This is a genomic window from Pseudomonas sp. NPDC089407 (assembly GCF_044900445.1).
Lineage (GTDB): Bacteria > Pseudomonadota > Gammaproteobacteria > Pseudomonadales > Pseudomonadaceae > Aquipseudomonas.
The window spans coordinates 38127-60293 of the sequence record NZ_JBJDNB010000038.1 but is presented as its reverse complement, the minus strand read 5'-3'; the positions used below and the strand labels follow the sequence as shown (position 1 = coordinate 60293).

Sequence of the window (22167 nt, the reverse complement as noted above, 5' to 3'; positions counted from 1 at the left end):
GATTATTTGTTTCTACAGCGATATTATCTCGCGCCCTATTTCTTGGCTTCCGGGGCGTAGGTAGCTGTCAATTGGAGTCCCACTGAATGGCCCGTATTGCAGGCGTCAACATTCCAGATAACAAGCATACTGTTATCTCGCTGACCTACATCTATGGTGTCGGTCGCACAACTGCGCAGAAGATCTGTGCAGACGCTGGCGTAAACCCAGCCGCAAAGATCAAGGATCTGAGCGACGAGCAAATCGAAACCCTGCGTGGCGAAGTCGCGAAGTTCACCACCGAAGGTGACCTGCGCCGTGACATCAACATGAAGATCAAGCGCTTGATGGACCTGGGTTGCTACCGCGGCCTGCGTCATCGTAAAGGTCTGCCGGTTCGCGGTCAGCGCACCAAGACCAACGCACGCACCCGTAAGGGCCCGCGTAAGCCGATCCGCAAGTAATCGCCCAGGAATATAGACATGGCAAAACCTGCTGCTCGTCCTCGTAAAAAAATCAAAAAGACAGTGGTTGATGGCATCGCCCACATCCATGCGTCTTTCAACAACACCATCGTGACCATCACCGACCGTCAGGGCAATGCTTTGTCCTGGGCGACCTCCGGTGGTTCGGGTTTCCGTGGTTCGCGCAAATCCACCCCGTTCGCAGCTCAGATCGCTGCTGAGCGTGCTGGTCAAGCTGCGCTGGAATACGGTCTGAAGAACCTCGACGTTAACGTCAAGGGTCCAGGTCCAGGTCGTGAGTCCGCCGTTCGTGCATTGAACAGCTGCGGCTACAAGATCGCCAGCATCACCGACGTGACGCCTATCCCGCATAACGGGTGCCGTCCGCCGAAGAAGCGTCGCGTGTAATCAGGAGACAGAAGAATGGCACGTTACATTGGTCCAAAATGCAAACTGTCTCGTCGTGAAGGCACCGATCTGTTCCTGAAGAGCGGCGTTCGCGCTCTGGAATCGAAGTGCAACATCGAAGCAGCCCCAGGTATCCACGGCCAGCGCCGTGGCCGTCAGTCTGACTACGGCACCCAGCTGCGTGAGAAACAAAAAGTCCGTCGTATCTACGGTGTTCTGGAGCGTCAGTTCCGCGGTTACTACCAAGCTGCTGCCTCGAAAAAAGGCGCAACCGGTGAGAACCTGCTGCAACTGCTCGAGTGCCGTCTGGATAACGTCGTTTACCGTATGGGCTTCGGCTCGACTCGTTCCGAGTCGCGTCAGCTGGTTTCGCACAAAGCGATCAGCGTCAACGGTAAGACTGTAAACATTCCATCCTACCAAGTTCGTCCGGGTGACGTGGTCGCGGTCCGCGAGAAGTCGCTGGCCCAGCTGCGCATTGTTCAAGCCCTTGAACTGTGCGCCCAGCGTGGCCGCGTTGAGTGGGTTGACGTGGATGCTGCTAAAAAGTCGGGCGTTTTCAAGAACGTTCCTGCTCGCAGCGACCTGTCTGCCGACATCAACGAAAACCTGATTGTCGAGCTCTACTCCAAGTAAGGGCTAGAAAATAGGTGCATCCATGCAGATTTCGGTAAATGAGTTCCTGACTCCCCGCCATATTGATGTGCAGGTAGTCAGTCCGACCCGCGCCAAGATCACGCTCGAGCCTCTCGAGCGTGGCTTTGGCCACACCCTGGGCAACGCGCTGCGCCGCATCCTGTTGTCCTCTATGCCTGGCTGTGCAGTAGTCGAGGCCGAGATCGATGGCGTACTCCACGAGTACTCCGCGATCGAAGGTGTTCAGGAAGACGTAATTGAAATCCTGTTGAACCTGAAAGGCCTGGCTATCAAACTGCACGGTCGTGACGAAGTTACGCTGACCTTGTCGAAAAAGGGTTCGGGGGTGGTTACCGCTGCCGATATTCAGCTGGATCACGATGTCGAGATCGTCAACCCCGATCACGTAATCGCGAACCTGGCGTCGAATGGCGCCCTGAACATGAAGCTCACTGTAGCTCGTGGTCGTGGTTACGAGCCGGCCGACTCCCGTCAAACCGACGAAGACGAAAGCCGTAGCATTGGCCGTCTGCAGTTGGACGCTTCGTTCAGCCCGGTGCGTCGTATCGCCTATGTGGTCGAAAACGCCCGTGTTGAACAGCGTACCAACCTGGACAAGCTGGTCATTGATCTGGAAACCAACGGCACCCTGGACCCTGAAGAGGCTATCCGCCGCGCTGCGACCATCCTGCAACAGCAGCTGGCCGCGTTCGTCGACCTCAAAGGTGACAGCGAGCCTGTCGTAGTCGAGCAGGAAGACGAGATCGATCCGATCCTGCTGCGTCCGGTTGACGACCTGGAACTGACTGTACGTTCGGCCAACTGCCTCAAGGCGGAGAACATCTACTACATCGGCGACCTGATTCAGCGTACCGAAGTAGAGCTGTTGAAGACTCCTAACCTGGGCAAGAAGTCCCTGACTGAAATCAAGGACGTCCTGGCCTCTCGTGGTCTGTCTCTCGGCATGCGCCTCGACAACTGGCCGCCTGCAAGTCTTAAGAAAGACGACAAGGCGACCGCCTGATCGTCGTAATCACCGAACGTAGTGTTTGGTAAGGAATGAATCATGCGTCATCGTAAAAGTGGACGTCACCTGAGCCGTACCAGCTCTCACCGCAAGGCTATGTTCCAGAACATGGCAGTGTCGTTGATCGAGCACGAGCTGATCAAAACCACCCTGCCGAAAGCCAAGGAACTGCGCCGCGTTGCCGAGCCGCTGATCACCCTGGCCAAGGAAGACAGCGTTGCTAACCGTCGTCTGGCCTTCGACCGTACCCGTTCGAAGTCCGCTGTTGGCAAACTGTTCAACGACCTGGGCAAGCGTTACGCCACCCGTCAGGGCGGCTACCTGCGCATCCTGAAGTGCGGTTTCCGCGCTGGCGACAACGCGCCTATGGCGTACGTCGAGCTGGTTGATCGTCCGGTCGGCGGTGCTGTAGAAGCCGCTGAGTAAGACGTTCTGTCTGCTACAAAGAACCGGGCCTAGTGCCCGGTTTTTTGTGCCTGTAAGTATTGTTTATTTCTATTGATGTAAGTCATGTAATGAATTTGTTCCTGTAACCTCGCTCGTCGATACTCTCTCCATAGCCGATTAGCCGGCGCTTGAAGACCGATAAGGAGAGCCCATGAGCAAGATTCTTACCACCGCCAGCGGTGCACCCGTAGCCGACAACCAGAACTCCCGTTCCGCCGGCCCACGCGGCCCGTTGCTGCTCGACGACTTCCACCTGATCGAGAAGCTCGCTCACTTCAACCGCGAGAACATTCCTGAGCGTCGCGTTCACGCCAAAGGTTCGGGCGCCTATGGCACCTTCACCGTCACCCGCGATATTACTGGCTATACCAGTGCCAGGCTGTTTGAACAGGTTGGTAAGCAGACTGAGACTTTCTTGCGGTTCTCTACCGTCGGTGGCGAGCGTGGCTCTGCGGACACCGAACGTGATCCACGTGGTTTCGCGGTCAAGTTCTACACCGAGGAAGGCAACTGGGACATCGTCGGCAACAACACGCCGGTGTTCTTCATTCGCGATCCTTTGAAGTTCCCGGACTTTATCCACACCCAGAAGCGCCACCCGCAGTCCAACCTGAAGAACGCCCAAATGATGTGGGACTTCTGGTCGCACTCGCCAGAGGCGTTGCACCAGGTCACCATCCTGTTCTCCGACCGTGGCATTCCGGATGGCTATCGCCACATGCACGGCTTTGGCAGCCATACCTACAGCCTGATCAATGCCGTGGGTGAGCGCACCTGGGTCAAGTGGCATTTCAAGACCCAGCAGGGCATCAAGAACCTCGCTCCGGCGGATGCCGCGCGCCTGGCAGGTACTGACCCGGACTACGCCCAGCGCGACCTGTTCGAGGCCATCGAGCGTGGTGACTATCCGCGGTGGACTGTCTGCATTCAGGTAATGAGCGAAGCCGAGGCGGCCAGCCGCGACGAGAACCCGTTCGACGTCACCAAGACCTGGTCGCAGAAGGATTACCCACTGATCGAAGTGGGCGTGCTGGAACTCAACCGTAACCCGCTCAACTACTTCGCCGAAGTCGAGCAGGCCGCATTTGGGCCAAGCAACATGGTGCCTGGTGTTGGCCTGTCGCCAGACCGCATGCTGCAAGGGCGTGTATTCGCCTACGCTGACGCGCATCGCTACCGCGTGGGTACCAATCACCAGCAACTGCCGGTGAACGCACCACGCAGCCCGGTCAACAGCTATCAGCGCGACGGCTCCATGGCCGCCGGCAGCTACGCCAGCGCACCGAACTATGAACCCAACAGCTTCAGCGATGCGCCGAAGCAGTCACCTCGCCATGCCGAGCCCGCGCTGGCCCTGAATGGCTCGGCTGATCGCTACGACCACCGCGAAGATACCGACTACTTCAGCCATGCCGGCGCGCTGTTCCGCCTGATGACAGATGAACAGAAGGCCCTGCTGATCGGCAACATCGCCGGCACCATGGCGGGCGTCAGCGAAGATGTGATCCAGCGCCAGTTGCAGTACTTCTTCAAGGCCGACCCGGCCTACGGCGAAGGTATTGCCAGGGCCTTGGGCATCAATCTCGCCTAAGTCGAAGTGATAAGAAGAACCGCCCTCATTTGGGCGGTTTTTCAATGAATATCACTACTGTTTAACCGATTTTTTGCTTCTAATTGCGCGTTTTTCAGTGACCGTGGGCAAAAGCTGGTTCACACTATGTGGCATACACGTTTTCACACGGAGAAACAGGGCGATGCAAGGCCACCCGGACGTAATCAACTACCTCGTCACGCTGCTGAAGGGCGAACTGGCGGCACGCGACCAGTACTTCATTCATTCGCGCATGTACGAAGACTGGGGCCTGTCCAAGCTCTACGAGCGCATCAACCACGAGATGGAAGAAGAGACGCAGCACGCCGATGCCCTGATGCGTCGTATCCTCATGCTCGAAGGTACCCCTGACATGCGTGCAGACGACCTGGAAGTCGGTAGCACTGTGCCGGAAATGATCGAGGCCGACCTCAAGCTGGAGTACAAGGTGCGTGGTGCGCTGTGCAAAGGCATCGAGTTGTGCGAACTGCACAAAGACTACATCAGCCGTGACATCCTGCGTGCGCAGTTGGCCGATACCGAAGAAGATCACACCTACTGGCTGGAGAAGCAGCAGGGCCTGATCAAGGCCATTGGCCTGGAGAACTACCTGCAATCGCAGATGTAAAAAGCGGGGCTGCTTTGCAGCCCGTCGCGACACAAGGCCGCTCCTACAGGCGATCGCATGAACCTTCGGGTTATGCGATCGTCTGTAGGAGCGGCCTTGTGTCGCGATGGGGCGCAAAGCGCCCCCAATTGCGTCAGGCCCGATCCCGCTTCAGCAGCGGTTTCAGGTAGTGCCCGGTATACGACTGTTTCATCTCGCTCAGTTCTTCCGGTGTACCGCAGGCAATGATCTGCCCACCCTTGGAGCCACCCTCAGGCCCCAGGTCCACCAGCCAGTCGGCCGTCTTGATCACATCCAGGTTGTGCTCGATCACCACCACGGTATTGCCATGGTCACGCAGGCGATGCAGCACATCCAGCAGTTGCTGGATATCGGCAAAGTGCAAGCCCGTGGTCGGCTCGTCGAGGATGTACAGGGTCTTGCCGGTGTCACGTTTGGACAGCTCGCGCGACAGCTTCACCCGCTGCGCCTCACCACCGGACAGCGTGGTCGCTGATTGCCCCAGCTTGATGTAAGACAGGCCTACATCCATCAGGGTTTGCAGCTTGCGCGCCAGCGCCGGCACGGCGTCGAAGAACTCGCGGGCATCCTCGATGGTCATTTCCAGCACCTCGTGGATGTTCTTGCCCTTGTATTTGATTTCAAGGGTCTCGCGGTTGTAACGCTTGCTCTTGCACACGTCGCACGGCACGTAGATGTCCGGCAGGAAGTGCATTTCCACCTTGATCAGGCCGTCGCCCTGGCAGGCCTCGCAACGGCCGCCCTTGACGTTGAACGAGAAACGCCCCGGGCCATAACCGCGCGAGCGCGATTCCGGCACGCCGGAGAACAGCTCGCGGATCGGGGTGAAAATGCCGGTGTAGGTCGCCGGGTTCGAGCGTGGCGTGCGTCCGATCGGGCTCTGATCAATGTCCACCACCTTGTCCAGGTGCTGCAGGCCGTCCATGCTGGCATGGGGCGCCGCTTCAAGGCTGCTCGCGCCATTCAGGGCCGTAGCAGCGAGCGGGTACAGGGTGTTGTTGATCAGTGTCGACTTGCCCGAGCCGGAAACCCCGGTTACGCAGGTCAGCAGCCCGATCGGCACCTCCAGGTCGACGTTCTGCAGGTTGTTGCCCCGAGCGCCCTTGAGCTTGAGTTGCAGCTTCTTGTTGCGCGGTGTGCGCTTGGCCGGCACGACAATCTTCTTGCGCCCCGACAGGTACTTGCCGGTCAGCGAGTCAGGGTGGTCCATGACCTCCTGTGGCGAGCCCTCAGCGACGATCTGACCGCCATGCACACCAGCACCCGGGCCGATGTCGACCACGTAGTCGGCCAGGCGAATGGCGTCCTCGTCGTGCTCCACCACGATTACCGTGTTGCCCAGGTCACGCAGGTGGTTGAGGGTGGCCAGCAGGCGGTCGTTATCCCGTTGATGAAGGCCGATGGACGGTTCATCAAGGATGTACATGACCCCCACCAGGCCGGCGCCGATCTGGCTGGCCAGGCGGATACGCTGGGCTTCACCACCAGACAAAGTGTCGGCGCTGCGGTCCAGGGTAAGGTAGTCGAGGCCGACGTTGACCAGGAACTGCAGGCGTTCGCAGATTTCCTTGAGGATCTTTGCTGCAATCTCGCCACGGCGGCCGGTCAGGGTCAGTTCGCCGAAGTAGTTGCTGGCGTCGCCAATCGGCATGTTGGTCACTGCCGGGAGGGTCTTTTCGCCTACCCACACGTGGCGTGCCTCGCGGCGCAGACGGGTGCCGCGGCAGTCGGGGCAGGGCTGGTTGCCGAGGAACTTGGCCAGTTCTTCACGTACGGTGGCCGACTCGGTTTCGCGGTAGCGGCGCTCCAGGTTCGGCACGATGCCTTCGAACGGGTGCGAGCGCTTGACGATATCGCCGCGGTCATTGAGGTACTTGAAGTCGACACTCTGCTTGCCACTGCCTTGCAGGATCACCTTCTGATGGTCGGCTGAAAGTTCGCCAAACGGCTTTTCCAGGCTGAAGCCATAATGCGCGGCCAGCGAGCCGAGCATCTGGAAGTAGTACACGTTACGCCGGTCCCAACCGCGGATCGCCCCTTCAGCCAGGGTCAGTTCGGTATTGACCAGGCGCTTGGTGTCGAAGAACTGCTTCACCCCCAGGCCATCACAGGTCGGGCAGGCGCCGGCCGGGTTGTTGAAGGAGAATAGCTTCGGCTCCAGCTCGCTGATGGCATGGCCACACACCGGGCAGGCGAAGCGCGCGGAGAAGATCATCTCTTCGCCTTGTTCATCGTCCATCGGTGCCACCAGGGCGATGCCATCGGCCAGCTTCAGTGCAGTCTCGAACGATTCGGCCAGGCGCTGCTGCAGGTCGGCGCGAACCTTGAAGCGGTCTACCACCACATCGATGCTGTGCTTTTTCTGCTTGTCCAGCTTGGGCAGTTCATCAAGCTCGTAGAGCTTGCCATTGACCCGGGCCCGCACGAAACCCTGGGCGCGCAGTTCGTCGAACACCGCCAGGTGCTCACCCTTGCGCTCGCGCACCACCGGTGCCAGCAGCATCAGCTTGCTGCCTTCCGGGCGCTCCAGCACCAGGTCGACCATCTGGCTGATCGTTTGCGCCTCCAGCGGGATATCGTGGTCCGGGCAGCGAGGCGTACCGACGCGGGCGTACAGCAGGCGCAGGTAGTCGTAGATTTCGGTGATGGTGCCGACCGTGGAGCGCGGGTTGTGCGACGTCGACTTCTGTTCGATGGAGATTGCCGGCGACAGGCCTTCGATGGTGTCCACGTCGGGCTTTTCCATCATCGACAGGAACTGTCGGGCGTAGGCCGACAGCGACTCCACGTAGCGGCGCTGGCCTTCGGCGTACAAGGTATCGAACGCCAGGGACGACTTGCCGGAACCGGACAGGCCGGTGATCACGATCAACTTGTCCCGGGGCAGGGTCAGGTCGATGTTCTTCAGGTTGTGGGTACGTGCCCCACGAATCAGGATCTTGTCCACTGCGGCCTCGCTTGGCGGGCATAAACAAAGAATTATACGGCCCCCTGCCAGTACGCGGCAAAGCGTCGCGTAGATGCCGTCAAGCTGTCGGACTGATAGAATCGCCGCCGGTTCACACGAGGTTACTCCATGCACGACACCCACAACGAGCGCATGAGCAGCGGCGAAACCCGCGCTGCTGGCGGCCTGGCCCTGGTCTTTGCCTTTCGTATGCTGGGCATGTTCATGGTCTTGCCGGTACTGGCCACCTACGGCATGGACCTCGCCGGTGCCACGCCTGCGCTGATCGGCCTGGCCATTGGTGCCTATGGCCTGACCCAGGCGGTGTTGCAGATACCGTTCGGGATGATTTCCGACCGCATCGGTCGCCGACCGGTCATTTACCTGGGGCTGGTGATCTTTGCCCTGGGCAGTGTGCTGGCGGCCCAGGCCGACTCCATCTGGGGCGTGATTGCCGGGCGAATCCTGCAGGGCGCGGGGGCCATTTCGGCCGCAGTCATGGCGCTGTTGTCCGACCTTACCCGCGAACAACACCGGACCAAGGCCATGGCCATGATCGGCATGAGCATCGGCCTGTCGTTCGCTGTGGCCATGGTCGTCGGGCCATTGCTGACAAGTGCCTTCGGCTTGTCAGGATTGTTCCTGGCCACGGCAGGCCTTGCCCTGGTCGGCATCCTGCTGATCGCCTTTGTCGTGCCCAACACCCACAGCATCCTGCAGCACCGCGAATCGGGTGTGGCACGCAAGGCCATCGGCCCGACCCTGCGCCACCCGGACCTTCTACGCCTGGACGTGGGCATATTCATCCTGCATGCCATCCTCATGGCCAGCTTCGTTGCGCTGCCCCTGGCCTTCGTCGAGCGCGGCGGCCTGCCGAAGGAACAGCACTGGTGGGTATACCTGACCGCGTTGTTCATCTCATTTTTTGCAATGGTCCCGTTCATCATCTACGGCGAAAAAAAGCGCAAGATGAAACGTGTGTTGGCCGGCGCAGTCAGTGTCCTGCTGCTGACAGAGATATACTTCTGGGAGTGGGCTGACGGTTTGCGCGGACTGGTGATTGGCACCGTGGTATTCTTTACCGCATTCAACCTGCTGGAGGCGTCGCTGCCTTCTCTGGTGAGCAAGGTGTCGCCTGCCGGTGGCAAGGGGACGGCAATGGGGGTGTATTCCACCAGCCAGTTCCTGGGTGCAGCGCTGGGCGGGATCCTTGGTGGCTGGTTGTTCCAGCACGGTGGGCTGGACACGGTGTTCCTCGGTTGTGCGGTGCTGTGTGCCATCTGGCTGATCGTCGCCTTGCGCATGAACGAGCCGCCGTATGTGACCAGCCTGCGCATGCCGCTGACGCCTGAGGCAGTCCGGGAAGCCGGCCTGACCGAGCGTCTGATGGCCGTGCCGGGTGTGACCGACGCTGTGGTGGTGGCAGAAGAGGCCGCCATCTATATCAAACTGGATACGAAAATTTTGGACCGTGCGACCCTCGAGCGACTGGTGAATCCAGCCTCTTCGGCGTGCGAAGCCTAGGAGAACGTTATGGCCCGTGGGGTTAACAAAGTCATTCTGGTCGGCACCTGTGGCCAGGATCCCGAAGTCCGCTACCTGCCCAACGGTAACGCCGTGACCAACCTGAGCCTGGCTACCAGCGAGCAGTGGACCGACAAGCAGTCGGGCCAAAAGGTCGAGCGTACCGAGTGGCACCGTGTGTCGCTGTTCGGCAAAGTTGCCGAAATCGCCGGCGAGTACCTGCGCAAAGGTTCGCAGTGCTACATCGAAGGCAAGCTGCAGACCCGTGAGTGGGAAAAAGACGGTATCAAGCGCTACACCACCGAGATCATCGTCGACATCAACGGCACCATGCAGCTGCTCGGCGGTCGTCCGCAGGGCCAGCAGCAGGGCGGTGATCCGTATAACCAGGGTGGCGGCAACTACAACCAGGGCGGTGGCCAGCAACAACAGTACAACCAGGCCCCGCCGCGTCAGCAGGCCCCGCGCCCGCAACAGCAACAGCAGCGCCCGGCGCCACAGCAGGCAGCACCGCAGCCGGCAGCTGACTTTGACAGCTTTGATGACGATATTCCGTTCTGATTCGAGCGGTTAGGCGTCTAGCTAAACCAGAAACCCAAGGCAACCGCCTTGGGTTTTTTTTGCTTGACGCAGGGTAATGGTGCCAGAGCTTTTATGATTTCCGCGTAATGTCTTTTTTGGCTGTAGGGCATTTCTGAAGTTGGTCTTGCGTCAACTATTTATTGCCGCGATTGCTTAGTATCGACGCTTTTAAAAGGAGTGGATCATGCAATCAGGCAATGAGGAATTAGTTCAAAAACAAATAACGCTGAAGGATTTGGCAGGTACCTATCAGGTCCCTGGATTCAGTGAGGACTATGCAGCATATCTCGAAGGTTGCACCGAAGGGGCAGGATACTCCGGAGGCTTCGTGATGGCGGTAGGCGGCTTGATTGCCCTGCTGGGGTTCGGCACGATGGTTTTTGGCCCTGAGACGATTACCTATAACAGAATCACGGGGCCGACCTTGTTTCAATATATAGAGATGTATCCAGGTCCGATATTCAGCGTGGGTGGAGCCCTATTTGCTTTGGGGACTCACCTTTATGCAAAAAAGGCCGTTAGCCGTGAAGTGTTTCTGTTGATGCGCTACACGCTTATCGCTCATGACGGGAAAGATGTCAGTGGCGAAGCTCAGCTGCGCCATCTGGAAGGCGACACATTCAATATATCCATCCCCTAAATTCAGTTGTTAAAAGAACCGAATCGAGGCTTGACCAGTCATTCCTGGATGTTCTTATCACAAAGGTAAGGCTTCGAGCACGACCAGAAATCCAGGACAACTGCTTTGTTCTTTTATGGATAGCCATCCTGTGTAGGAAGCATCTGAAAATATTGATTGAGCCCCCCATCGCCGCCTTCGCTGCTTACTATCTGCCCCACCAAAGGCAGAGGGGATGGGCAAATGGACGTCATGATGGGTCTGGTAGCTGCCGTGTTGTGGGGCGCAACGGATTTTTTGGTGGGTGTGAACGCCCGCGCGGTGGGCATTCGACGATCTGTCTTTTTTGGACAGATACTGGGGCTGCTGCTGATGGGGCTGATTATCTTCGTGTCGGCCAATCAACTGGAAAAGATGCTGGCGGCACCTGTTAGCGCATTGCTGCTCGGTGGGGTTGGGGCGCTTTGCACGGTGTTAGGGGCGCTGTCACTTTCCAAGGCCTTCGCTATCGGCAAAACGGCGGTCGTGGCCCCGCTGGTGACATCTTATGGCGTCATTACTACGCTGCTGGCCTGGTTGGGCGGTGATGAGTTGTCGCTCTGGCAGTTTCTTGGCTTGCTGACCTGTTTTTTTGGTGTGCTGTTGGCCAGTAGCAGCGGTAAGAGGGCGGATGAGCAGGGACGCTCGATTAGCCGTTTGCCAATTGGTTTCGCTTTGTTGGCTGCGACGCTCTACGGCTATATAAGACAGTTGCTCTCACAGGAATACCAGCATGACTCAGGCCTGCGCACAGTGTTTGGGATCGATAGCACCAGCAACAGCGCCTGTCCCTGACCCATGTCATCGCACCTTCTCGATTCTTGACTAGTCTTACCTATTGGCAGCCCTCAAAAAGCCGCCACCGTGACTACCAAGAGGCGCCGGCCATGTTCCGTGCGTCCACCATCTGATCAGGAGTGCACGATGGACCTGAACCGTCGGCAGTTCTTCAAGGTCGCCGCTGTCGGCCTTGGAGGCTCGAGCCTGGCGGCGTTGGGCATGGCCCCGACGCCGGCCTTCGCCGAGCAGGTGCGCCACTTCAAGCTGGCGCATACTATCGAGACCCGTAACACTTGCCCTTACTGCTCGGTCGGCTGCGGCCTGATCCTGTACAGCCAGGGCGATGCGGGCAAGAACGTCAAACAGAACATCATCCATATCGAGGGTGACGCCGACCACCCGGTCAACCGCGGTACCCTCTGCCCGAAAGGCGCCGGCCTGCTGGACTTTATCCACAGCCCGAGCCGCCTGCAGTACCCAGAGGTACGCAAGCCGGGCAGCAAGGAGTGGGTGCGGGTCAGCTGGGACGAGGCGCTCGACCGTGTCGCCGACTTGATGAAACAGGACCGCGACGCCAACTTCATCGAGAAGAACGCCCAGGGGCAAACCGTAAACCGCTGGCTCACCACCGGTTTTCTTGCTGCTTCCGCCGCCTCCAGTGAGGCAGGCTACCTGACCCACAAGGTCGTCCGCGCAACAGGCATGCTGGGGTTCGATAACCAGGCGCGTGTCTGACACGGCCCGACGGTGGCAAGTCTTGCCCCGACGTACGGCCGTGGCGCCATGACCAACCACTGGTCCGATATCGCCAACGCGAATCTGGTCCTGGTGATGGGTGGCAACGCAGCAGAAGCGCACCCGTGCGGCTTCAAGTGGGTGACCGAGGCCAAGGCGCACAACAAGGCGCGGCTGATCGTGGTCGACCCGAGGTTTACCCGTACCGCTTCGGTGGCGGACTACTATGCGCCGATCCGGACCGGTACCGACATCGCCTTCATGGGCGGGCTGATCAATTACCTGCTGACCACTGACAAGATCCAGCACGAGTACGTGCGCAACTACACCGACGTGTCGTTCATCGTCAAAGAGAGCTATGGCTTCGAGGACGGGCTGTTCAGCGGCTACGACGAGGCCAAGCGTGTGTATGCCGATAAGTCCGGCTGGGGTTACGAGCTGGGTGAAGACGGCTATGCCAAGGTCGACCCGACCCTGCAGCACCCGCGCTGTGTGTTCCAGCTGATGAAGCAGCACTACAGCCGCTACACCCCTGAACTGGCGAGCATGACCTGTGGTATGCCACAGGACGCGATGATGAAGGTGTGGGAAGAGATCGCCACCTGCTCGGTACCGGGCAAGACCATGACCATTCTCTATGCGCTGGGCTGGACGCAGCACTCGATCGGTGCGCAGATCATCCGCAGTGCGGCCATGGTCCAGCTGCTGCTGGGTAACGTCGGCATGCCGGGTGGCGGGGTCAACGCCTTGCGCGGGCACTCCAATATCCAGGGCCTTACCGACCTCGGCCTGCTGTCCAATTCGCTGCCGGGTTACCTGACCCTGGCTGGCGATGCCGAGCAGGACTATGCCGCGTACATCGACAAGCGCGCGTCCAAGCCGCTGCGCCCGGGGCAGCTGTCGTACTGGCAGAACTACGGCAAGTTCCACGTCAGCCTGATGAAAGCCTGGTACGGCGCCAACGCCACGGCAGAAAACAATTGGGGCTACGACTGGCTGCCCAAGCTCGATGTACCGGCCTACGACGTGCTGCGCATGTTCGAGATGATGGGCCAGGGCAAGGTCAACGGCTACATGTGCCAGGGCTTCAACCCGATCGCCGCGCTGCCGGACAAGAACCGCGTCACAGCGGCGCTGGCCAAGCTCAAGTGGTTGGTGATCATGGACCCGCTGGCCACCGAAACCTCGGAGTTCTGGCGCAACGCCGGGCCGTTCAACGATGTCGATACGGCCAACATCCAGACCGAAGTGATCCGCTTGCCCACTACCTGCTTCGCTGAGGAAGACGGCTCGCTGGTCAACAGCAGCCGCTGGCTGCAGTGGCACTGGAAGGGGGCCGATGGCCCGGGCGAGACCCGTACCGACGTGCAGATCATGAGCGAACTGTTCCTGCGCCTGCGCCAACGCTACCAGGCGGAGGGTGGTGCCTACCCTGATGCGATCATGAACATCAACTGGCCGTACAAGATCCCTGACGAGCCATCCCCGGAGGAATTGGCCAAAGAGATGAACGGTTGGGCCGTGACTGACCTTACCGACCCCACTGGCGCCATGCTCAAGGCGGGTCAGCAATTGTCGGGCTTCGGCCAGCTGAAGGACGACGGCAGCACGGCCTCGGGCTGCTGGATCTTCGCCGGCTGCTGGACCGAACAGGGCAACCAGATGGCCCGCCGCGACAACAGTGACCCGTACGGCATGCATCAGGTGCAGAACTGGGCCTGGGCCTGGCCGGCCAACCGGCGCATCCTTTACAACCGTGCCTCCAGCGACCCGCAAGGCAAGCCGTGGGACCCGGAGAAAAAGCGCCTGGTGTGGTGGAACGGCAAGGCCTGGACCGGTACCGACGTGCCTGACTTCAAGGTCGATTCGCCACCTGAGGCGGGGATGAACCCGTTCATCATGAACCCCGAAGGTGTGGCGCGTTTCTTCGCCATCGACAAGATGGCCGAAGGGCCATTCCCCGAGCACTACGAGCCGTTCGAAACGCCGATTGGCATCAACCCGCTGCACCCGCAGAACAAGAAGGCGATCAGCAACCCGGCCGGGCGCATCTTCGATTCGGTGTGGGGCACCCTCGGTACGCACGACGAATTCCCGTATGCGGCCACCACCTACCGGCTGACTGAACACTTCCACTTCTGGAGCAAGCATTGCCGGCTCAACGCCATTGCCCAGCCCGAGCAGTTCGTCGAGATCGGCGAGGTGCTGGCCAACGAAAAAGGCATCAAGGCCGGTGACCGGGTGCGGGTGTCGAGCAAGCGCGGGCATATCGACGCGGTAGCGGTAGTGACCAAGCGGATTCGCCCGCTGCAGGTCAACAACCAGACCGTGCACCAGATCGGCATCCCGCTGCACTGGGGCTTCACCGGCGCGACCCGGCATGGCTACCTGACCAACACCCTGGTGCCATTCCTCGGTGACGGCAACACGCAGACGCCAGAGTCCAAGTCGTTCCTCGTTAAAGTGGAGAAACTCTGATGGCCAGCCAAGACATCATCGCCCGCTCGGCCACCACCACCGTACCGCCCTCGGTACGCCAGCAGCAGGAAGTCGCCAAGCTGATCGACACCACCAAGTGCATCGGTTGCAAGGCGTGCCAGGTGGCGTGCTCGGAGTGGAACGAACTGCGTGACGAGGTCGGCCACAACCACGGCACCTACGACAACCCCCAGGACCTCACGGCCGAGACCTGGACGCTGATGCGCTTTACCGAGCACGAGCGCGACGACGGCAACCTGGAGTGGCTGATCCGCAAGGATGGCTGCATGCACTGCGCCGAGCCAGGTTGCCTGAAGGCCTGCCCCAGCCCGGGGGCAATCATCAAACACGCCAATGGCATCGTCGACTTCAACCAGGACCACTGCATCGGTTGCGGTTACTGCATCACCGGCTGCCCGTTCAACATCCCGCGCATCTCGCAAAAGGACCACAAGGCGTACAAGTGCACCCTGTGTTCCGACCGGGTGACCGTGGGCCTGGAACCGGCCTGCGTGAAAACCTGCCCGACCGGGGCAATCGTGTTCGGCACCAAGGACGAGATGAAGGTGCATGCCGACGAGCGCATCGTCGACCTGAAGTCACGCGGCTACGACAAGGCCGGGTTGTATGACCCGGATGGCGTCGGCGGCACCCACGTGATGTACGTGCTGCACCATGCCGACACCCCCAAGCTGTATGCCGGCTTGCCGGACCAGCCGGTGATCAGCCCGTTGGTGGGGCTGTGGAAAGGCTTCACCAAGCCGCTGGCGCTGTTGGCGATGGGGGCAGCGGTGCTGGCCGGGTTCTTTCACTACGTGCGGGTTGGCCCGCAGCGGGTCGAGGAGGACGAACACCCGGCCACGCCAGACCCAAGCGTGCATCAGGTGGACCCTGCGGTGCATGTCTATGATCCGAGCAAGCCCGGTGGGCAAGGGGAGCAGCGGCCATGAACAACAACAAGCCCATCCTGCGCTACAACGCCAACGAGCGCAGCAATCACTGGGTGGTGGCGATCCTGTTCATCCTTGCCGGTTTGTCGGGGCTGGCGCTGTTTCATCCGGCGTTGTTCTGGCTTAGCAACCTGTTCGGCGGTGGGCCCTGGACACGCATCCTGCACCCGTTCATCGGGGTGGCGATGTTCTTGTTTTTCCTCGGCCTGGTGTTTCGTTTCTGGCGCGCCAACTACATCACTGCCAACGACCGCTTGTGGCTACGCCGTATTGACCGGGTAATGCGCAACGAGGAGGAGGGCGTACCGCCAATCGGCAAGTACAACGCCGGGCAGAAGCTGCTGTTCTGGACTTTGCTGGCGTGCATGCTGGTTTTGCTGGTGAGTGGCGTGGTCATCTGGCGAGCGTATTTCAGCCATTGGTTCGGCATCGATGTCATACGCCTGTCAACACTGCTGCATGCCCTGGCGGCGTTCGTGTTGATCCTCAGTATCATCGTGCACATCTATGCCGGTATCTGGATCAAGGGCTCGATCGGCGCCATGCTGCATGGCTGGGTAAGCCGCGCCTGGGCACGCAAGCACCATGCGTTGTGGTACCGCGAGGTAACCGGCGACAAGACGCCGGGCAATCACGGACGAAAAGAAGGATAAGCGCTTGAGCACGATACTCGAACCCGGGCAGATCGAAGCGTCGGCGGTGATGCCGCCGTTTTTGCACCTGCCCCCGGCCGACCTGTTTGCACTGCGCGCCGTGCGCCTGGAGCACCTGGCCGAGGGCAACGCGCTGGGTGATTACCTGCGGTTTATCGCGCAGCTGTGCCGCGCCCAGCAGCAGCTTGTGGATAACCCGCCCGGCGGATTGCCAGTGGCCGAGGAACGTCAACGCCTGTGCATAAGTCATGGCCTGCCACCCTTGGCAGCTGACAGCCTGGTGCGTGAAGGGCCGTGGCTGGACTGGTTGCAGGCCTTGCTCACGCACTTCGACAGCGAGGCCAGTGGCGCCCTGGGCGAGGCGTTACAGGCCCTGCGCGACAGCGACGATCGTCAACGCAAGGGCTGGGGTATCGCCTTGCTCGCCGGGCAATACGATGCGGTGCCGGCGGCGCTGGTGCCGTTCATTGGCGCGGCCTTGCAGGCTGCGTGGTCGAGCTGGCTGCTGACGTTGCCAACCGCTGAGCTCAAGCCCGCCGGCAGCCTGGCCCAGTGCCCGGCCTGCGGTTCGCCGGCGATGGCGGGGGTGGTGCGTAACCGTGGCAAGCATAACGGCCTGCGTTACCTGGCCTGTTCGCTGTGCGCCTGCGAATGGCATGTGGTGCGGGTCAAGTGCGTGTATTGCGAGTCGAGCAAGGATTTGCGCTACACCAGCCTGGAAGATGATCGCCATGCGCCGGGCAAGGCGCCGCTGCGCGCCGAGTGTTGCCCGGGGTGCGAGAGTTACCTGAAGCAGAATTACCTGGAGAACGATGCGGCGGCCGAGCCATTGGCCGACGATCTGGCGAGCCTGGCGCTGGATATGCGTTTGGACGAGGAGGGCTTTCATCGCCTGGCACCCAATCTGATGCTTGCGCCCGGTTAGTGGGTGAGTGTCTACACTGAAGTACCGAGTTGCCTTCTTCGCGGGTAAACCCGCTCCTACAAGGAATTGCGCAGGTCTCGAGACTTGTCGAGAGCGCTGTAGGAGCGGGTTCACCCGCGAAAGGGCCAGCACAGACAACGGATCAGTCCAAGGTAGTACCGCATGTCCAACAGCCTCGCCAGCGACACTCCACGCCTGCCGTCCATCGATACCCTCCTGCGCCACCCGGCCTGCCTGCCACTGCTCGACCGCCACGGTCGCGACGCCGTCCTGGCGACCCTGCGCCAACTGCTCGACGACCTGCGCGACCCCGCACGCAATGGCCAGCTCAGCGCCGCCGAACTGGCCGCTGAAGTCCTGCTGGGCCGTACCGGCGAACGCCTTGCCATCCAGCAACGCAGCCAGGTCCGCCGTGTGTTCAACCTCACCGGCACCGTGCTGCACACCAACCTCGGCCGCGCCCTGTTGCCCGAAGAAGCCATCGAGGCCATGCACACCGCCGCCCGTTACCCGCTCAACCTGGAATTCGACCTGGCCACCGGCAAGCGCGGCGACCGCGACGACCTCATCGAAGGCCTGATTCGAGAGCTGACCGGTGCCGAAGCCGTCACCGTGGTCAACAACAATGCCGCCGCCGTGCTGCTGGCGCTGAACAGCCTAGGCGCGCGCAAGGAAGGCATCATCTCGCGTGGCGAGCTGATCGAGATCGGCGGGGCCTTCCGCATTCCCGACATCATGGCCCGTGCTGGCGTCAAACTGCACGAAATCGGTACCACCAACCGTACCCATGCCCGAGACTACGAAGCCGCCATCGGCCCACGCACCGGCCTGCTGATGCGTGTGCATTGCAGCAACTACAGCATCCAGGGTTTCACCCACCAGGTGCCCACTGCCGAACTGGCGCGCATCGCCCACCAGCATGACTTGCCGCTGCTCGAAGACCTTGGCAGTGGTAGCCTGCTCGACCTTACCCGCTGGGGCCTGCCCGCCGAGCCGACGGTGCGCCAGGCCCTGGCCGATGGTGCCGATATCGTCACCTTCAGTGGCGACAAACTGCTGGGCGGGCCACAAGCCGGGATTATCGTCGGCCGCAAGGACCTGATTGCCAGGATCAAGAAAAACCCGCTGAAGCGCGCATTGCGCGTCGACAAGATAACCCTCGCTGCACTCGAAGCGGTGCTGGCACTGTACCGCAACCCCGATCGCCTGGCCGAGCGCCTGCCCAGCCTGCGCCTGCTAACCCGTAGCCAAGCCGAGATCCAGGCCCAGGCCGAGCGCCTGATGCCCGAACTCGAGGCACGGCTCGGCGAGCAATGGGCCGTCAGCGTAGCGCCGGCGTTGGGCATGATCGGCAGTGGCAGCCAGCCGGTGGCGCGCCTGCCCAGTGCCGCGCTGTGCCTGCGCCCGCAAGTGTCGAAGAAGCTGCGCGGGCGTAGCCTGCACGTGCTGGAGCGGGCCTTGCGTAGCTTGCCGGTGCCTGTCCTTGGCCGCATCGACGACGATGCCTTGTGGCTGGACTTGCGTCAGCTGGATGACGAAGCCCAGTGGCTGGCGCAGTTGCCCGCCCTGCAGCTGGGGCCGGTGCAGTGATCGTTGGTACCGCCGGCCACATCGACCACGGCAAGACCGCACTGCTGAAGGCACTGACCGGCCAGGCCGGTGACCATCGCCAGGAAGAGCGCGAGCGTGGCATGACCATCGACCTGGGCTACCGCTATGCCGCGTTGGCAGAAGGCGCAGCGCTGACTGGCTTCATCGATGTGCCGGGGCATGAGCGGTTTATTCACAACATGCTGGCCGGCGCCAACGGCATCGACCTGGTGCTCCTGGTGGTGGCTGCGGACGATGGGGTCATGCCACAGACCCGAGAGCACCTGGCGATCATCGAATTGCTGGGTATTCCCCAGGCGCTGGTGGTAATCAGCAAATGCGACAGGGTCGAGCCCGCGCGACTGGCAGAGGTGCAGGCGCAGGTTAGGGAATTGCTGGCTGGTGGGCCTTATGCCAAGGCACGGCAATTTCCCGTGTCGAGCATCAACGGGCAAGGTATCGAGGTGTTGCGCCGGGCCTTGCTGGAAGCCGAGGTGCGGGTGCGTCAGCGCAGCGTGCGCGGTGGCTTTCGCCTGGCGGTCGATCGCGCCTTCGCCGTGACCGGCGCCGGGGTGGTAGTGACTGGCACAGCGCTGGCCGGGCGCGTCAGCGCTGGCGACACATTGCTGCTGGGCAAGGCTGGCAAGCCGGTGCGAGTGCGTGGCCTGCACGCGCAGAACCAGGTTGCATTGGTGGCCGAGGCCGGCCAGCGAGTGGCGCTGAACATCGCCGCCGAACGCTTGGCGGTGGAGCAAGTGCACCGCGGCGACTGGCTGGTGCCCGAATGGCTGCATGCACCCAGCGTGCGGGTGGACATCGAACTTTGTCTGCTACCCGGGGAAACCCGCATTTTTGAACATTTCAGTGCTGTTCATGTGCACCTCGGTACCCAGGACGTGACGGCTCGGGTGGCCTTGCTCGAGGGCGAAACCCTGGCCGCCGGCCAGCGCATGTTTGCCCAGCTGCTGCTCAACGCGCCGTTGCAGGCGGTACATGGTGATCGTCTGGTGCTGAGGGACCAGCGTGCCCAGCGCACCCTCGGCGGCGGCAAGGTGCTCGACCCGTTCGCGCCGAGTCGGCAGCGCCGCAGCGAGGAGCGCCTGTGCCAGCTGCAGGTGTTGCGCGATGCAGATGACTTGGAGGAGGCACTGCCTGCCTTGCTCGCCAGTGCGCTCGGTGGGCTCGATCCGCAGCGCCTAGAGCGCCAGTTCAATCGCCAGCGCGAAACCTGGCTGTTGCCCAATGATGTGCAGGTGATAGCCACGCGCCAGGGCCCGCTGCTGTTTGCCAAAACCCAGTGGCAGGCACTGAGGCAGCAGGTGCTGGAGCAGCTGGCGCGCTTCCATGAGCAGGAGCCCGACCAGCTTGGCCCGGACCGCGATCGCCTGCGCCGCTTCGCCGCCTTGCCGCTGGAGCGCCCGGCATTTGTCAGCTTGCTCGATGAGCTGCTCAACGACGAGGTGATCGCCAGCAGCGGGCCATGGCTGCATCTGCCTGATCACGAGGTACAATTGAGCGAAGCCGACAATGCCTTGTGGGCAAGGCTGCAGCCGAAGTTGCTGGCAGGGCTATATGACCCGCCCTGGGTCAGGACTTTGGCCACTGAAGAAAACTGCGCGGAGGCCGATGTGCGCCTGTTGCTGCGCAAGCTGGCGCGGTTGGGCCTGGTGCACCAGGTGGTGCGCGACCTGTTCTACCCCGAGGCGACCCTACAGCGCATGGCAGAGCTGTTGCTGGGGCAGACAAGAGAGACGCCGTTAGTGCAGGTTGCCGCGTTTCGCGATATGTTGGGCATCGGTCGCAAGCGCAGTGTGCAGATTCTGGAATACTTCGACCGCATCGGCCTGACCCGCAGGGTAGCCGATCAGCGTCATATCCGCGCCGACAGCGCCCTGGCCCAGCAGCAGGCCAGGCACTGAGTACAAGGAAGGCAATCGCGCCCGGTGGCGCGGCCGGGCTTCAAACCCGGTTGGGGACGGCAGCCGTTCCCGGGCAGGTTCGACTCCCGCTGCCTTCCGCCATTATTTTTGCCTGTCAGGGCCATTTCGCGGGTAAACCCGCTCCTACAACGATGGCATTCCCTGTGTCGGAGCGGGTTTATCGAGGCGTCGAACCGCCGCGAATAGGCCCTGTCAGGCTGAAACCTAAGCCCGCTCCCCACACAGATCCAGCGCAAACCACCGCTCTGCCGCATCCACATCCAACCCCGCCCCCAGCAGCGCAACCATCTTGCCCAGCGCCGCCTCACGGGTCATGCCACCCCCACTGACCAACCCGGCCCCGCGCAGTCGGTTACCCGCAGCATAGGTATCGAACACCACCGACCCCTCAGGGCACTGGCTGATCGCCGCCAGTAGCACACCGCGCTGGCGCGCCGCACGCAGCACCTCTAGCAACGCCAAGTCATCCGACGGCCCGGTACCACTGCCATAGCACTCCAGCAGCAGCCCTTGCACGCCGCTGTCGAGCAGGCCTTGCAAGTGGCCGGCCTGCAGTCCCGGGAACACCGGCACTACCGCCAGGTTGACCGGCTGGCGCGGGTGTTTGTAGCCAAGCTCCACAGGGATTGCCTTGGCACGCTCACCGTCGCGATGGCGCGGCAGTGCGGCAAACGCATCGAACGCCTCACTACGCAGCTTCGACGCTCGGCAGCCATGCAGCAGTTGCCCATGGAAGTACAGCTGCACGCCGTCCTCCAAACCCTGTTCGAACTTGTGCAGCGCACCATACAGGTTGGGCCAGGCGTCGCTGTCGGGAGCGCCGGCCGGCAGCATCGAACCGGTCAACAGCACCGGCACCGGCAGGCCCAGCAGCAGGAACGACAATGCCGCAGCGCTGTAGGCCAGGCTGTCGGTGCCGTGCAATACCAGCACACCATCATGGCCAGCCACATCCACCGCCGCGACGATGGCATCGCGCATCGCCAGCCAGTTGTGTTGTTGCATGTTGGCGCTGTCCAGCAGCGGGTTCAGCTCTTGCAGGGTCCAGTGCACCTGGGGTGCATCGGGCAGTTGAGCGAAGTGTTCACGCATCCGCGCTTCAAAACCACCGGCCGGCGCCAGGCCCTCCGGGGTTTCGAGCATGCCGATGGTGCCACCGGTATAGAGAACGAGAAGATTCTTGACTGCACGCATGGAAAGCATC

19 protein-coding genes and 1 tRNA gene are annotated in these 22167 nt (G+C 61.3%); 18 read left to right on the top strand and 2 right to left on the bottom strand.

Annotated elements, in window-relative coordinates; all coding sequences use genetic code 11:
- Positions 1–86 precede the first annotated feature (86 nt).
- From rpsM to bfr, 7 genes are all read left to right on the top strand, one after another.
- Complete coding sequence (rpsM, locus tag ACI2KG_RS24325; RefSeq protein WP_003255457.1) at positions 87–443, top strand: 30S ribosomal protein S13; 357 nt, start codon at positions 87–89, stop codon at positions 441–443.
- Between the two features lie 18 nt (positions 444–461).
- The gene (rpsK, locus tag ACI2KG_RS24320; RefSeq protein WP_012270237.1) at positions 462–851 is read left to right on the top strand and encodes a 30S ribosomal protein S11; all 390 of its coding nucleotides are present in this window, start codon (positions 462–464) and stop codon (positions 849–851) included.
- 15 nt (positions 852–866) lie between these two features.
- Positions 867–1487, top strand: coding sequence for a 30S ribosomal protein S4 (gene rpsD, locus ACI2KG_RS24315; protein WP_012270238.1), 621 nt, complete (start codon positions 867–869; stop codon positions 1485–1487).
- Positions 1488–1509: 22 nt separating this feature from the next.
- A complete protein-coding gene (locus tag ACI2KG_RS24310; protein ID WP_003255452.1) occupies positions 1510–2511 on the top strand; it encodes a DNA-directed RNA polymerase subunit alpha in 1002 nt (333 codons plus the stop codon).
- 42 nt (positions 2512–2553) lie between these two features.
- Positions 2554–2940 carry a 50S ribosomal protein L17 gene (rplQ, locus tag ACI2KG_RS24305; protein WP_003255451.1) on the top strand — a complete coding sequence of 129 codons (387 nt, stop codon included), beginning with the start codon at positions 2554–2556 and terminating at the stop codon, positions 2938–2940.
- 172 nt (positions 2941–3112) lie between these two features.
- Positions 3113–4552: a catalase gene (locus tag ACI2KG_RS24300; RefSeq protein ID WP_404663584.1), complete on the top strand. Its 1440-nt coding sequence runs from the start codon at positions 3113–3115 to the stop codon at positions 4550–4552.
- A 163-nt stretch (positions 4553–4715) separates the two neighbouring features.
- Complete coding sequence (gene bfr / locus ACI2KG_RS24295) at positions 4716–5180, top strand: bacterioferritin (RefSeq protein ID WP_003257116.1); 465 nt, start codon at positions 4716–4718, stop codon at positions 5178–5180.
- A gap of 133 nt (positions 5181–5313) precedes the next feature.
- On the opposite strand, the gene uvrA is transcribed toward bfr, so the two are convergent.
- Entirely contained in the window at positions 5314–8148 is a 2835-nt protein-coding gene (gene uvrA, locus ACI2KG_RS24290; protein ID WP_404663583.1) for an excinuclease ABC subunit UvrA, read from the bottom strand.
- A gap of 129 nt (positions 8149–8277) precedes the next feature.
- Here uvrA and ACI2KG_RS24285 point away from each other — a divergent pair, with 129 nt between their 5' ends.
- The 11 genes from ACI2KG_RS24285 to ACI2KG_RS24235 all read left to right on the top strand — a co-directional run bounded on the left by ACI2KG_RS24285 (position 8278) and on the right by ACI2KG_RS24235 (position 21044).
- Entirely contained in the window at positions 8278–9672 is a 1395-nt protein-coding gene (locus ACI2KG_RS24285; protein ID WP_404663582.1) for an MFS transporter, read from the top strand.
- A 9-nt stretch (positions 9673–9681) separates the two neighbouring features.
- A complete protein-coding gene (locus tag ACI2KG_RS24280; RefSeq protein WP_400619671.1) occupies positions 9682–10233 on the top strand; it encodes a single-stranded DNA-binding protein in 552 nt (183 codons plus the stop codon).
- Between the two features lie 205 nt (positions 10234–10438).
- Complete coding sequence (locus tag ACI2KG_RS24275) at positions 10439–10894, top strand: hypothetical protein (RefSeq protein ID WP_400619668.1); 456 nt, start codon at positions 10439–10441, stop codon at positions 10892–10894.
- Positions 10895–11116: 222 nt separating this feature from the next.
- A complete protein-coding gene (locus tag ACI2KG_RS24270; protein ID WP_404663581.1) occupies positions 11117–11707 on the top strand; it encodes an EamA family transporter in 591 nt (196 codons plus the stop codon).
- Positions 11708–11836: 129 nt separating this feature from the next.
- Positions 11837–14905, top strand: a complete 3069-nt coding sequence (fdnG, locus tag ACI2KG_RS24265) for a formate dehydrogenase-N subunit alpha (protein WP_404663580.1) — start codon at positions 11837–11839, stop codon at positions 14903–14905.
- Positions 14905–15855: a formate dehydrogenase subunit beta gene (gene fdxH / locus ACI2KG_RS24260; protein ID WP_404663579.1), complete on the top strand. Its 951-nt coding sequence runs from the start codon at positions 14905–14907 to the stop codon at positions 15853–15855. Before fdnG ends, fdxH begins: the two co-directional genes overlap by 1 nt.
- Entirely contained in the window at positions 15852–16508 is a 657-nt protein-coding gene (locus tag ACI2KG_RS24255; protein ID WP_404663578.1) for a formate dehydrogenase subunit gamma, read from the top strand. The genes fdxH and ACI2KG_RS24255 overlap by 4 nt, the downstream gene beginning before the upstream one ends.
- A gap of 4 nt (positions 16509–16512) precedes the next feature.
- A complete protein-coding gene (gene fdhE, locus ACI2KG_RS24250; RefSeq protein ID WP_404663577.1) occupies positions 16513–17433 on the top strand; it encodes a formate dehydrogenase accessory protein FdhE in 921 nt (306 codons plus the stop codon).
- Between the two features lie 162 nt (positions 17434–17595).
- Positions 17596–19023: an L-seryl-tRNA(Sec) selenium transferase gene (gene selA / locus ACI2KG_RS24245; RefSeq protein WP_404663576.1), complete on the top strand. Its 1428-nt coding sequence runs from the start codon at positions 17596–17598 to the stop codon at positions 19021–19023.
- Positions 19020–20942: a selenocysteine-specific translation elongation factor gene (gene selB / locus ACI2KG_RS24240; protein ID WP_404663575.1), complete on the top strand. Its 1923-nt coding sequence runs from the start codon at positions 19020–19022 to the stop codon at positions 20940–20942. Before selA ends, selB begins: the two co-directional genes overlap by 4 nt.
- Before the next feature lie 6 nt (positions 20943–20948).
- Positions 20949–21044 (top strand) — tRNA-Sec (locus ACI2KG_RS24235).
- A 123-nt stretch (positions 21045–21167) separates the two neighbouring features.
- On the opposite strand, the gene ACI2KG_RS24230 is transcribed toward ACI2KG_RS24235, so the two are convergent.
- Positions 21168–22157, bottom strand: coding sequence for an asparaginase (locus ACI2KG_RS24230; RefSeq protein ID WP_404663574.1), 990 nt, complete (start codon positions 22155–22157; stop codon positions 21168–21170).
- Between the last annotated feature and the right edge of the window lie 10 nt (positions 22158–22167).

Excerpts from the sequence above, each read along its gene's own strand:
- rpsK (WP_012270237.1), top strand. The coding sequence starts at position 462 with ATGGCAAAACCTGCTGCTCGTCCTCGTAAAAAAATCAAAAAGACAGTG.
- ACI2KG_RS24230 (WP_404663574.1), bottom strand. The coding sequence starts at position 22,157 with ATGCGTGCAGTCAAGAATCTTCTCGTTCTCTATACCGGTGGCACCATC.
- bfr (WP_003257116.1), top strand. The coding sequence starts at position 4,716 with ATGCAAGGCCACCCGGACGTAATCAACTACCTCGTCACGCTGCTGAAG.
- ACI2KG_RS24280 (WP_400619671.1), top strand. The coding sequence starts at position 9,682 with ATGGCCCGTGGGGTTAACAAAGTCATTCTGGTCGGCACCTGTGGCCAG.
- rpsM (WP_003255457.1), top strand. The coding sequence starts at position 87 with ATGGCCCGTATTGCAGGCGTCAACATTCCAGATAACAAGCATACTGTT.
- selA (WP_404663576.1), top strand. The coding sequence starts at position 17,596 with ATGTCCAACAGCCTCGCCAGCGACACTCCACGCCTGCCGTCCATCGAT.
- ACI2KG_RS24285 (WP_404663582.1), top strand. The coding sequence starts at position 8,278 with ATGCACGACACCCACAACGAGCGCATGAGCAGCGGCGAAACCCGCGCT.
- rplQ (WP_003255451.1), top strand. The coding sequence starts at position 2,554 with ATGCGTCATCGTAAAAGTGGACGTCACCTGAGCCGTACCAGCTCTCAC.
- fdxH (WP_404663579.1), top strand. The coding sequence starts at position 14,905 with ATGGCCAGCCAAGACATCATCGCCCGCTCGGCCACCACCACCGTACCG.
- ACI2KG_RS24270 (WP_404663581.1), top strand. The coding sequence starts at position 11,117 with ATGGACGTCATGATGGGTCTGGTAGCTGCCGTGTTGTGGGGCGCAACG.
- ACI2KG_RS24275 (WP_400619668.1), top strand. The coding sequence starts at position 10,439 with ATGCAATCAGGCAATGAGGAATTAGTTCAAAAACAAATAACGCTGAAG.
- ACI2KG_RS24310 (WP_003255452.1), top strand. The coding sequence starts at position 1,510 with ATGCAGATTTCGGTAAATGAGTTCCTGACTCCCCGCCATATTGATGTG.
- rpsD (WP_012270238.1), top strand. The coding sequence starts at position 867 with ATGGCACGTTACATTGGTCCAAAATGCAAACTGTCTCGTCGTGAAGGC.
- ACI2KG_RS24255 (WP_404663578.1), top strand. The coding sequence starts at position 15,852 with ATGAACAACAACAAGCCCATCCTGCGCTACAACGCCAACGAGCGCAGC.
- ACI2KG_RS24300 (WP_404663584.1), top strand. The coding sequence starts at position 3,113 with ATGAGCAAGATTCTTACCACCGCCAGCGGTGCACCCGTAGCCGACAAC.